Below are 12386 nucleotides of genomic sequence, written 5' to 3'. Positions count from 1 at the left end.
TCGAGGTGGCTAGACTGGGGGAATGACTGGACCCCTGGTCCCCTTTCGCGAGGTCGTGCTCAAAGTGCACAGCAGGTGCGATCTCGCGTGCGACCATTGCTATATCTATGAACACGCGGATCAGAGCTGGCGCACCCGCCCTAAGTCCATCTCTGACGAGGCGATTTCATGGACAGCTCGACGATTGGCCGAGCATGCCTCGGAGCATGCACTCGATTCGATGTCAGTGATCCTGCATGGAGGCGAGCCGCTCCTGGCCGGCCCTGCGCGACTGCGCCGCGTCTGCGAGGAGCTCACCTCGGCATTGGACGGTACCGCTGAGCTGGACCTCAGGATCCACACGAACGGTGTCCAGCTCAGCCCCCGATATCTCGACCTCTTCGCCGAGTTCGACGTCAAGGTGGGTATCTCCCTCGACGGCGACCGTGCGGCGAACGACCGGCACCGCCTCTTCGCCGACGGCCGGACGAGCCATCCCCTGGTCCTCAGGGCCGTGGAGCTCCTGCGCCAGGACCGCTACCGCCACCTCGATCTCGGGCTGCTGTGCACCATCGACATCGGGAACGATCCGGTCGCCGTGTTCGACGCCCTGGCCGAACTCGAACCCCCGCGGGTGGACTTCCTCCTGCCGCACGCCACGTGGGACGAGCCCCCGCTGCGGCCCGACGGCTCGCCCACCGCTTATGCCGACTGGCTCCTCGCGGTCTTCGACCGCTGGACGGAACAGGGGCAGAAACTGCCGGTGCGGCTCTTCTCCTCCGTCGTGTCCACCCTGAGCGGCGGCCCGAGCCTCACCGAGTCCCTCGGACTCGCCCCGACGGACCTGGTCGTCATCGAGACGGACGGGCAGATGGAGCAGGTCGACTCCCTCAAAAGCGCCTACGAGGGGGCCGCGGCCACCGGATTCGACGTGTTCTCGCACTCCTTCGACGATGTCGCCGCCCATCCGGGAGTCCGGGCACGGCAGCTCGGCCTGGCGGGCGTCAGTGAGGAGTGCCGGGCGTGCCCCGTCGTACGCTCGTGCGGGGGCGGCCTCTACACGCACCGCTACCGCTCCTCCAACGGGTTCGACAACCCGTCCGTGTACTGCACGGATCTGGCGGCGCTGGTGCGTGCCGTCGAGGAGCGCGCGGCCGCCTTCATGGGTTCTCCGGCGGTCACCGAGCCGGCCGAACTCGTCACGGCGGGACAGGACCTGAACCGCACCCTCCTCGCCGCCCTGCACACCAGGCTCGGCCCCCGCGGTCATGCGCTCTGGGACGAGGTATGGGGACTGGCGGCCGAGGCCGAATCGACCGAGCAGGGGGCCTGCGCCCTGGACGAGGTGCTCGGGCACCCCTACGCCCGCACCTGGCTCCTCGCGGCACAGAAGGCGCCCGACGACCGGGACCACGCGGACCTGGCCGCCGGACGACTGGCCGCATCCGTGGCAGCGGCTGCCATCCGCGCTCGACTCGAACTCACGGTTCCGGTGCGGTTCGACAACGGCAGGCTCTTCCTCCCGACTCTGGGCGAAGTGCGGATCGGTGACCCGGAGGAGCAGGGGCGAGCCCTGGTGCGAGCGGCCGGAGAGGGGTTCCTCGTCCGCAAGGAGGGTTCCGCTGGTGCGACCAGCGTCACCGACACCACGACCGACGGCCCCGGCTGGGCCCCGCTGCGCCGTGTCGGCTCCGGCGGCGGGCCCCGGTTCGTGCTCGATGATCTGGACCCGTACCGCGCCTGTTTCGACGCGCCCGTCGCTTCGCGGCTCACTCCGCGGCAGGCCGAAGCATGGGGCGTACGGCTGGACGCGGCGTGGGAGCTGCTGCGGGAAAGAGTTCCCGGGCAGGCGGCAGAGGCGGCACGGGTCATGGTGGTCCTGACTCCTCTCGCCGCAGGCCCCACCCGAGCGGGGGAGCACGGGTACGGGGCACTCGGGCTCGGCGTCGACGGTGGTGACGAGGAACTCGCGCTCGCACTGCTGCGCGGATTCAGGCGGACGAAGCTGCGGGCGCTCGTCGGTGTCACGGATCTTTTCGCCGCGGACGGGGAATGGGAACACCGGACTCCCTGGAATCAGGAATCCGTACCGTTCTCCCAGCTGCTCGGGGAAACGTATGAACGGGTGGGGACGGAGCTTTTCAGGCCAGAAGGTCTGGAGAGTGTCCGGAAGGCACTCCGCGCGATCGAATCGGCTCCCGAACTGACCATCGACGGAACGCGAGTGCTGGCCGGACTCCAAAAGGAGCTCGCTGACTGTGCGCACGGAACATCTGAGGAAGGCAGCCGCCGGATCCTTTCCGGTCATCAGGAGGTCGTAGCCGGGTACGGGGGCGGATGACTGAAAAGTAACGGTGAATGACCGAACCGCAAGGGGGTGGAGTGCGGTCCGCTCCGTGATGATGAATGCGCTCGCATCTTCCCTTTCCACTCTCTTGATGCGAGTGCCACACAGGACGGGGGTCGTGTGCACGCATCGACGCAGCAGCGAGCGGCGGACCATCGGCCGTACTTCTTTCTGAGCTACGCGCATACACCGGGGTACGGCGGTGGATCGGACCCAGACATGTGGGTCGAACGGCTTTTCCAAGATCTCTGCGGTCATGTGATGGCCATGACCAACCTGCCCGCCGGTGCGCCGGCCGGTTTCATGGACCGGGAGATACGCTCCGGTGAAGGCTGGTCCGAGCGGTTGGGCAGCGTGCTCGCCAACTGCCGGGTCTTCGTCCCGCTGTTCTCTCCGCGCTACTTCGCCAGCGAGATGTGCGGCAGGGAGTGGTACGCCTTCGAGCAGCGCGCCATCCACCATCGGGCCCGGTCGAACCAGCCGGCCGAGGCGATCGTGCCCGCGCTCTGGGTACCGGTACCGCCGACTCAACTCCCCGGCCCAGCCGAGCGGTTACAGTTCAACCACCGGGATTTCGGGGACCGGTACGTCAGTGACGGACTCTACGGGCTGATCAAACTCACACTGTTCGCGCAGGATTACGAACAGGCCGTCTACCACCTGGCCAAGCGCATCGTCCACGTCGCCGACACCGTGCGGCTCGGCTCGGGCAGACCACTCGACTTCCGGCTCATTCCCAGCGCCTTCGGTGCACCGGGCAGCGGCGCGGGCGCACCGAGGCCCATGCGCATCACCATTGCCGCGCCCACTCTTCACGACCTGCCGGAAGGCCGGAATCCGGAGTACTACGGCGACAATCCGCAGGAATGGAACCCCTACCACCCGGCCTCCGCCAGGCCACTGGCCTATGTGGCCGAGGAGCTGGTCCGCTCCCTCAATTACCAGCCCCTCATCACGTCGTTCGACGAGGAACCCGGGCAACGCGAAGGGAAACAGCCACCCAGCACCCCCGAGATACTCCTGGTCGACCGCTGGGCCCTGCAGGACGAGGACCTGAGGCGTCGCCTCGCCGCATTCGACGCGGAGAACCGGCCCTGGGTGACCATGGTCGTGCCGTTGTGCAGGGAAGACCATCAGAGCAGGGCGGCCGAGGCCGAACTGACCGAGAGACTCGAGCAGACGATGCCGGTCAAGATGCGGCAGGGGCGGGCCTTCTGCCGTGTCGCGGCCAAGGGGGTACCCAGCATGGAGGCGTTCGGCCAGATTCTTCCCCAAGTGGTCGAGGTGGCCGCCCAGCAGTATCTGAGGCATGCCACGGTCTATCCACCGGCCGGAGGACGGCACAGCGAACGGACGCGACTGATGGGGCCCATGGGCAACACACAGTTCATACCCGACATGCACGACCCTGCGACGGATGCGGAGGACGTATGACAGCCGGTCGTGACGGGCGCGTCGTCACTTTCTACTCGTACAAGGGCGGCACGGGGCGCACGATGGCTCTGGCCAACACCGCATGGATCCTCGCCGCCAACGGCAAACGGGTCCTGGCCGTCGACTGGGACCTGGAAGCCCCCGGGCTCCACCGGTTCTTCCACCCCTTCCTCGACCCCTCGACCCTCGGGGCCACGACCGGCGTGATCGACCTGATCACCGAATACGCCTGGGCCGCGACCAACCCCGCCCAGCGGGCCGACGACTGGCACCGCGACTACGCCCGCATCCAGCCGCACGCCGTCTCCCTCACACCCGAGCAGCTCGGGTGGGAGTTCCCGCGGGGCGGCACCCTCGACTTCGTCTCCGCGGGGCGTCAGAACCGCGAGTACTCCGCCACCGTCTCCACGTTCGACTGGGACAACTTCTACGACCGGCTCGGCGGCGGCCACTTCTTCGACGCCCTGCGGGACGACATGAAGGCCAACTACGACTACGTCCTCATCGACAGCCGTACGGGCCTCAGCGACATCGCCGACATCTGCACCGTCCACCTCCCGGACGTGCTCGTCGACTGCTTCACCCTCAGCGACCAGTCCATCGACGGAGCGGCCTCGGTCGCCCGGCAGATAGCCGAGCGCTACACCGGCCGGCCCATCTCCATCTTCCCCGTACCCATGCGGATCGACGAGGGCGAGAAGGAGAAGGCCGACGCCGGCCGGGCGCTGGCCCGGCTGAAGTTCGACCGGCTGCCCCGTGACCTCTCGGGCGACGAACTCACCGCCTACTGGGGCGCGGTGGAGATCCCCTACCGGCCGTACTACGCGTACGAGGAGACTCTCGCCACCTTCGGCGACGAGGCCGGGCTCAGCAACTCGCTCCTGTCGGCGTTCGAGCGCCTCACCGCGGTCGTCACCGAGCAGGAGGTCACCGCGATGCCTCCCGTGAGTGAGGAGACGCGACTGCGCATCCGTGACGCCTTCACCCGCCGCAGGCCCGCGCTGCCCGCTGATCTCTTCCTCAGTTACGTGGCGGAGAACCGCATGTGGGCCGACTGGATCGAGTCGGTCCTCACCCGGGCGGGGTTCAGGGTGGTCCCGCGCGACGTCTCGGCCGACCCGGGCTCCCTCGACCCCACGCACGCCACGGCCGAGGCTGCGGCCCGTACGGTCGTCCTCCTCTCCAGCGCCTATCTCAAGTCCCAGCGGGCCGTATCCCTCTGGGAGCGGGCCGTGTCCGACGACCCCGGTGGCGGGCGGCGGCAACTGCTGCCCCTCAGGATCAGCGATGTCCGGCTCTCCGCGCCGTACATCGACCGCAACCCGGTCGACCTGTTCCGGCTGGACGAGGTGCATGCCACCACGGCCCTCATGCGCGCCCTGGACCGGCCGGTGCAGCTCGGTGACGGGGCGTCACCCGGACCCCGTTTCCCCGGCACCGTACCCAGGATCTGGAACGCACCGCCCCGCAACCCGGGCTTCACCGGCCGCTCCCTGGTCCTGGAACGGATGCGTGACCAGCTCGGCGGCGGTATGGCCGTCGTACTGCCGCAGCCACAGACCCTGTACGGTCTCGGCGGCGTGGGGAAGACCCAGGTCGCGCTGGAGTACGTGCACCGCTTCATGGCGGACTACGACCTGGTGTGGTGGATCTCGTCCGAACAGACGGACGACGTGATCGCGGGACTCGCGGAACTGGCCGTCCGGCTCGGCGCCCAGGGCGGCGACGACATGGCTGCCGCATCTCAGGAGGCCGTCGATCTGCTGCGCCGCGGTGTGCCGTCCGACCGCTGGCTGCTCGTCTTCGACAACGCCGACGACCCGGAGCGGCTCAGGCGCTACTTCCCGCAGGGGGGATCCGGCCACATCCTCGTCACCTCCCGGAACCAGGCATGGTCCCAGCACGGCGACGCACTGCCCGTCGACGTGTTCCTGCGGGAGGAGTCGATCGAGCATCTCCAGCGCCGGGCCCCTGGGCTCAGTGAGGAGGATGCCGCTCAGGTGGCCACCGCGGTGGGTGATCTGCCACTCGCGGTCGAACAGGCGGCGGCATGGATCGCGGAGACCGCGACCCCCATCGACACCTACCTGGAGCAGTTGGCCCGACAGGCCCCTGAGGTGCTGGCCCTGAACCAGCCGGCCGGGTACCCGCAACCCGTCGCCGCCACGTGGAACATCTCCATCGAACGTCTCAAGGAGCGCTCGCCCGCCGCGGTGCGGCTCCTCCAGCTCTGCGCGTTCTTCGCACCCGAGCCGATCTCCGCGAATCTCCTCTACAGCAAGGAGATGATCGAGGCGCTGAAGCCCTACGACTCCTCTCTCCAGGAGAAACTGGTCCTCGGCCGCGTCATCCGGGAGATCGGCCGCTTCGCCCTCGCCAAGGTCGACCAGGTGTCCAATTCGATCCAGGTGCACCGTCTGGTACAGGCGGTCATCAGGGCCCAGCTCAGCGACGAGGAGCAGGCGGAGGCCAGGCACGTCGTCCACCGTGTCCTGGCAGGCGCCCGGCCGGACGACACCGAGCCGATCGACAACCCCGAGACGTGGCCGCGTTTCGCCACGATCTGGCCGCACCTCGGCCCGTCCGACGCGCGCAACTGCCGGGACCACGAGACCCGCAGGCTGCTCATCGACCGGGTGCGCTATCTGTGGAAGCGCGGCGACGTCAGGACCGCGGCGAGACTGGGTGAGGAACTGCGCGAGATCTGGCTGGACAAGCTGGGGGAACGGGACATCCAGTACCTGTACCTCTGCTTCCACCTGTCCAACATCCTCCGCACCCGTGGGCGGTACGTGGAGGCCAAGGAACTCGACGAGTTCACCCTGCGACTGCAGCGGGAGGTGCTCGGGCCGGAGCATCCGCACACGTACATGACGACCAGCAGCCTGGCCATCGACCTGGGTCTGCTCGGTGACTACACGCGGGCGATCGAGCTGGCGACGGAGGCCCACGACGGCTTCAACCAGATCTTCCACGAGAGGCACGCCCGGACGCTGGCGGCTGCCAACAACCTCGCGTTGAACCTGCGGAGCGTCGGGCAGTACGCCAGGGCCCGGGAGATCGACCAGGACTGCTACGACCTGCGGTCCGAGGTGCTGGGCCAGGAGCACCCGCACAGCCTTTCCTCCGCGCTGAACCTGGCCCGTGACCTGCGTGAGGTCGGCCGGTACGAGGACTCGGTCGGACTGCTCAGCCGTACCTACGACAGCCTCAAGGCGACCCTGGGCCGGACCTACCCGACCACGCTGAGCGCAGCCAAGAGCCTCGCGGTCTCGCTGCGCAGGGCAGGGCAGCTGGAGGACGCGCGCAGGCTTACGGTGGCCACCAGGGCCCGGTACCGGGCCAAGTACACCATCGCCAACCCCGAATCACTGGCATGCGACCTCAACATGGCGGCCGACCTGTTCGCCGCGGGGGAGGCCGCCGAGGCCAGGGACACCGCGCAGGAGGTGGTGGACCAGTACATGAAGGTGCCGGGGGAGCAGCATCCGTACACCCTGGCCGCGCAGAACAACCTCGGCGTCTATCTGTCGGGGAGCGGTGCACCTCTGGAGGCGGAGAAGCTGCTGACGCGCGTGGTCGCCTCCATGCGCGAGGTGTTCGGACGGGAGCACCCGAACACGCTGTTCTCCGTGATGAACCTGGCCAACGCCACGGCCGACCGGGGCGGGCTCGAGATCGTACTGGAGACGGAGCGTACGGTGGCAGGCCAGCTCAGGGAGGTCCTCGGAGCACACCACCCGGAGACCCTGGCCATGACGTCGAACCTCGCGGTGACGCTCGATGCGATGGGGCGCAAGGACGAGGCGGCCAGAGTGCGGGCGGAGACGGGCGACGAGCTGGCACGGCAGCTCGGCGACGAGCATCCGCTGACCAGGATAGCGAGGGACGAGCGGAGGTTCCGGCGCGAGTTGGAGCCGATGTCGGTGTGATCCCGGAGGGCCCCGGGCTGCGGAAGTCCGGGGCCCGGAGCACCTGGCGCGATCAGCAGACCGCCGCTTCCCGGTCGTCCAGCAGCCAGTTGAGCACGTCGGGCAGCACGGACAGCGCGTCGAAGTGCGCCGCAGCCGGCTCCAGTACGGTGGTGGCGTCCGGGATCTGGCCCGCCAGCCAGCGGGAGTGACCGACGGGCGAGAACACGTCCTTCACGCCGTGCCAGAGCATCACGGGACATGTGATGTCGGCGGGGTCGAACCCCCACGGCCGGGAGAACGCGAGCGCGTCGTCGATCCAGCCGTACGCCGAGGTGCGCAGCCCTTCGCGGAAGTTGGCGAGCAGCATCGTACGGATCCCGGCGTCGTTGACCACCACACGGTCGGAGTCGGTCAGCTCCCTCCTCAGGTCGTCCAGGAGCCGGACCGGATTCTGCCGGATCTCCGCCGAGCGGCTGATGAAGGATTCCGCCAGTCCGTCCGGGTCCGCCGCCGCCCTGGAGTACGCGAGTACGTTCGAAGCGGCCATCCCGTCGAACCAGTCGAGTCCTTCGGCATCCGGGGGAGCCAGACTGACCAGGGCGGCGCTACGGGTGACCCGCTCGGGCATCATCGCGGCGCAGGCCAGAGCGTGCGGAGCGCCACCCGAGCGGCCGACCACGGCGAAGCGCTCCAGCCCGAAGAAGTCGGCTATCGCCCGTACGTCCCCGGCGACGTCCCTCACCCGCCGCCCGGGCAGCCGGTCGGAACCGCCGTACCCCGGACGGTCGTAGGAGATCAGCTGCATGTTCCGCTGATAGAGGACCATTCCGCGCGGGGCGGGACCCAGTCGGCTGCCCGGCATCCCGTGCAGGAGGAACACGGGTCTGCCGCGGGGGTCCCCCTGTCGCTCGACCATCAGATGCCGTCCGTCCGCCACGCGCACCTGACTCCGCACGTCGCTCCTCCGATCGGTCGCTCCACCCGGTCCCGAGCGTCAAGTGCCCGGTGTGTACCGCCTGTTCGATGATGACCTATCGGAAGCGATACCGGCACTCCTTGTCGGAACGAGCCGGTGGTGTTCGGGACGTTCGGGGGCATTCGGTGGTGTTCGACTTCAGGAGCGCCCGCCGCGGCATCCGGACTGCGGGAGTCGGTTCAGGACAGGTCCGGTGCTCACCCCATGCCGTCGGCTCGTCGCCCCGGCTGTTCGCGAACGTGACGGAGGCGGGCCGGCCCCGGATTTGTGAACGGTTCGCGACCATGGCGTTGTTGTCGTGTGCGCGTCCAGTAGGCGACCTTGTGTGCCCCTGGCCGCGTGGGAATAGTGGGCGCCCCATCCTCCGTGTTCCGGACACCCCACTTGTCCGGGCGCGGCCCCACAGGAGGTCGAAGTTGCAGCACCGACGCATACCCAGGAAGCGCGTGGCGCTGGCCGGATCGGCCGTTCTCGCGCTGGTCGCGGCTGGATTCACGTTCCAGACCGCGAACGCCAGTGACGACGTGCCCCAGTTCACCCCGCGTACTCTCACCGCGCACGCGGCCGGAAATCTCGCCACCACCCTGGACAAGGCCCTGGGCGGTGACACGGCGGGCGCGTACTACGACGCCGATTCCGACAACCTCGTCGTGAACGTCATCGACGAGGCGGCGGCCGAGCAGGTCCGCCAGGCAGGCGGCAAGGCCAGACTCGTGCAGAACACGCTCGCCGAGCTGACGGACGCCCGGCAGACCCTCGCCGACAAGGCGGCCATCCCCGGCACGTCCTGGGCGGTCGACCCGGTCAGCAACAAGGTGGTCGTCACGGCCGACCGCACGGTCGACGGCGCGGCCTGGGACAAGCTCGGCAAGGTGGTCGACGGGCTCGGCTCGAAGGCCGAACTGAAGAAGACCGCAGGGGAGTTCAAGCCCCTCATCGCGGGCGGCGACGCCATCTGGGGCGGCAGCGGGCGCTGCTCGCTCGGCTTCAACGTCGTCAAGGGCGGAGAGCCGTACTTCCTGACCGCCGGCCACTGCACCGAGGGGATCACCAGCTGGTCCGACTCGCAGGGCGGCGCGGAGATCGGTGCCAACGAGGGCTCCAGCTTCCCGGACAACGACTACGGCCTGGTCAAGTACACCTCCGACGTGGACCACCCCAGCGAGGTGGACCTCTACAACGGCTCCACCCAGGCGATCACCAAGGCGGGTGACGCGACCGTCGGCATGTCGGTGACCCGCAGCGGCTCCACCACCCAGGTCCACGACGGTCAGGTCACCGCCCTGGACGCCACGGTCAACTACGGCAACGGCGACATCGTCAACGGCCTCATCCAGACCACGGTCTGCGCCGAGCCCGGCGACAGCGGCGGCTCGCTCTTCTCCGGAGACACCGCGATCGGCCTGACCTCGGGCGGCAGCGGCGACTGCTCCTCGGGCGGCGAGACGTTCTTCCAGCCGGTGCCCGAGGCGCTGGCGGCGTACGGCGCCGAGATCGGCTGACCTCCGGGTCCCCCTCCGGTCCCGGCGAACCCGGGGCGAGCCCGCCCCCTCACACGAGGGGGCGGGCTCGCCTGTCGAGGGAGCGGAGCATGCGGGGGAGTGTCGAGCCCGCTCGGGCGGACGGCACCTGTGCGCGAGAGCCGGTCACGGAAGCGCTACCGCTGGCCTCCTGCCGTCAGCCCGCCTGCGGCGAGCCGGTCGCCGATGTCGTCAGTGAGCTGCTCGCCCAGTGCGTCCGCCCTGGTCAGCAGCTGTCGGAACGCCGACAGGTCCCGAAAGGCCTCCGCATAGCGGGCCTGCTCCTCCAGGGGAAGCTGCAGTACGTGCAGGCGTCTGATGTCGACGCGGGACGAGCTCGAAGCATGCGTGCCGGCCTGGCGGCCGTTGGACGGGGCGCGCAGGCAGCCGGCCAGGAAGTGGGCGCTCAGCTTCCCGGGCTCCACCCGCAGGACGTGGAGCTGGGATCCGAGGGCGATCGGAGGCCCTTCATGGACCCACGCCCTGAACGCGCGGACGACCCCGGCGACCACGACATCGCCCTCCTCGGCCACTGTTTGAGCGGCTTCGGGAGCCACTCGAGTGCTCGGGGTGCCGGTCATCAGCAGGTCGGAGACGGTGAGCAGCGGAATGCCGGTGTCGAGGGGCGATGCCGTGACGTCCGCCGGCTGCTGACCGGCGCGAAGGGTGAGCGCTCCGGCCTTGACGAGATCGCCGACGGTGGCCGTCGTGCATGCCTCCCCGGCCGAGAGGCCAAGCTTCGACAGGTGCTGCACGAGCTCGGTCAGCCGGCCGAGGGATCCGGTCAGCTCGTCCCATGTGGCGTCCAGTTCGACGCGCGACGGCTCACCGCCCGCAGAGGTGTAGCGGCCCGGAGTGACGTCCACCTCGTCATCCAGCAGGTCGAGAAGAGGGATCCGTACGGCACCGTCCGGAAGCTCGCCCTCCGGTGCGTCCAGCTGTGACACGGCGGAGAGCACGAAGTCCGTCAACGGGCTCCAGTCAGGCCCCTGGTCACGCGCACCGGGCTTGGCCAGCCGGGTCGCGTCGACCAGGAGGGCGCTCTGGGCGACCGGGCCGGTGGAGGCGGGACCGTCCGGAGCGGCTCGCAGGACCCACAGTTGGAGCGAGACGCTGTGCGGCTGCGCGCAGCCCGGCGGCAGGGCGACGACCGCCCGTAGGATCCCCGTACGCAGCAGCGACCCCCGGATGCGGCGGCCCGCCTTGCGGGAGGCCACGGCCGGAGGCAGGACGACGACGGCGGTGCCGCCGGGTCGCAGGTGCGCCAGCAGGTGCTGGACCCAGGCCAGCTCCGGTTCGGTTCGCGGCGGCAGCCCGTGGGTCCAGCGCTGGTCGGTGGCCAGCTCCTCGTAACCCCAGTCGCGTTCGTTGAACGGCGGGTTGCACAGTGCGATGTCGGCCCGTAGCCCGGCGAACGGATCGGCTCGCAGCGCATCGGCCGTCACGATCTCCGTACGCAGGTCCGCCCGGCCCTCCGTCGCGAAGCCGAGGCGGGCGGTGGCGAGCGCGGCAAGGGCCGGATCGCGTTCGCATGCGACCAGAGCCGGCTCCGGGCCGGTGTACTCCGCCGCCGCCGCCACCGGCAGATGCCCTGTGCCGCACGCCGGATCGAAGACCGTCAGGCCACCGGAGCCCTCACCGAGCCGGGCGCCGAGGGCGATTCGGGCCATGAGCGAAGCCAGCGGAGCGGGTGTGGTGCTGAGCTGGCGTACGTGGGTGTCCAGCCACCGCTGCAACAGGAACTCGAACGTGTCGCGCGGCCCGTCGCTCCGGCCCAGCCGGGCGGCCTCGCCGGCCAGGTCGCGCGCCTCCTCGGAGAGGTCCGCCAGGGTGGAGCGGGCTCGCGGGGAGCGCATCCTGCGGGCCGCCTCTGCGATGGCGAGTCCCGAGGCGTCCCTGCTGCCCAGTGCTTCGAACCGGGGCCACAGGAATTCGCGGCCGGCGACATCGCGCAGCTTGCCGTTGTCCCGCAGCCACTGCTCCACCTCGGACAGTGAGAACTGGGGGCTCACGTCCGTGCCGCCGATGCGGGACGGGAACGATTCGTGGCGGCGGCGCCAGTTGCTGACAGCCGCACGCCCCACGCCCGCGATCCGGGCGATCTCGGCGAGACTGACCGGTACGGCGTTGGTTCTGTGCATTCGAGGGTCTCCGGGTCCTTGGCGGGCCGGGCGGGTCGGCGTTCCGGCGGCCGCAGTCATGGCAGGCTACTACGC

The 12386-nt window shown here is 69.5% G+C and carries 6 protein-coding genes; 4 read left to right on the top strand and 2 right to left on the bottom strand.

The genetic code is table 11. The annotated features are described in order from the left end of the window. Nucleotides 1-22: 22 nt before the first annotated feature. The 3 genes from fxsBH to fxsT all read left to right on the top strand — a co-directional run bounded on the left by fxsBH (nucleotide 23) and on the right by fxsT (nucleotide 7692). Nucleotides 23-2320: a radical SAM/SPASM protein FxsBH, inactivated beta-hydroxylase extension form gene (fxsBH, locus tag ACFYSH_RS25130; protein ID WP_388755427.1), complete on the top strand. Its 2298-nt coding sequence runs from the start codon at nucleotides 23-25 to the stop codon at nucleotides 2318-2320. 126 nt (nucleotides 2321-2446) lie between these two features. Continuing rightward, complete coding sequence (fsxC, locus tag ACFYSH_RS25125) at nucleotides 2447-3760, top strand: FxsC protein (protein WP_359470841.1); 1314 nt, start codon at nucleotides 2447-2449, stop codon at nucleotides 3758-3760. Further along, entirely contained in the window at nucleotides 3757-7692 is a 3936-nt protein-coding gene (gene fxsT, locus ACFYSH_RS25120; RefSeq protein WP_359470843.1) for an FxSxx-COOH system tetratricopeptide repeat protein, read from the top strand. Before fsxC ends, fxsT begins: the two co-directional genes overlap by 4 nt. A gap of 52 nt (nucleotides 7693-7744) precedes the next feature. Here fxsT and ACFYSH_RS25115 read toward each other — a convergent pair whose 3' ends face one another. Beyond that, nucleotides 7745-8590 carry an alpha/beta fold hydrolase gene (locus tag ACFYSH_RS25115; RefSeq protein WP_388755475.1) on the bottom strand — a complete coding sequence of 282 codons (846 nt, stop codon included), beginning with the start codon at nucleotides 8588-8590 and terminating at the stop codon, nucleotides 7745-7747. 476 nt (nucleotides 8591-9066) lie between these two features. Here ACFYSH_RS25115 and ACFYSH_RS25110 point away from each other — a divergent pair, with 476 nt between their 5' ends. Further along, nucleotides 9067-10152, top strand: coding sequence for a S1 family peptidase (locus ACFYSH_RS25110; protein WP_388755423.1), 1086 nt, complete (start codon nucleotides 9067-9069; stop codon nucleotides 10150-10152). 155 nt (nucleotides 10153-10307) lie between these two features. On the opposite strand, the gene ACFYSH_RS25105 is transcribed toward ACFYSH_RS25110, so the two are convergent. After that, on the bottom strand, nucleotides 10308-12311 hold the full coding sequence (locus tag ACFYSH_RS25105) for an N-6 DNA methylase (protein WP_388755421.1): 2004 nt from the start codon (nucleotides 12309-12311) through the stop codon (nucleotides 10308-10310). Nucleotides 12312-12386: the final 75 nt, after the last annotated feature.

It is taken from the genome of Streptomyces sp. NPDC005791 (genome assembly GCF_042871485.1).
In the GTDB taxonomy this organism is placed as follows: Bacteria; Actinomycetota; Actinomycetes; order Streptomycetales; family Streptomycetaceae; genus Streptomyces.
This window is presented reverse-complemented; position numbering and strand designations above follow the sequence as displayed.

Bases quoted from the DNA above. Each gene is read 5' to 3' on its own strand.
- fxsBH (WP_388755427.1), top strand. From the start codon at position 23: ATGACTGGACCCCTGGTCCCCTTTCGCGAGGTCGTGCTCAAAGTGCAC.
- ACFYSH_RS25115 (WP_388755475.1), bottom strand. From the start codon at position 8,590: ATGGTCGAGCGACAGGGGGACCCCCGCGGCAGACCCGTGTTCCTCCTG.
- ACFYSH_RS25105 (WP_388755421.1), bottom strand. From the start codon at position 12,311: ATGCACAGAACCAACGCCGTACCGGTCAGTCTCGCCGAGATCGCCCGG.
- fxsT (WP_359470843.1), top strand. From the start codon at position 3,757: ATGACAGCCGGTCGTGACGGGCGCGTCGTCACTTTCTACTCGTACAAG.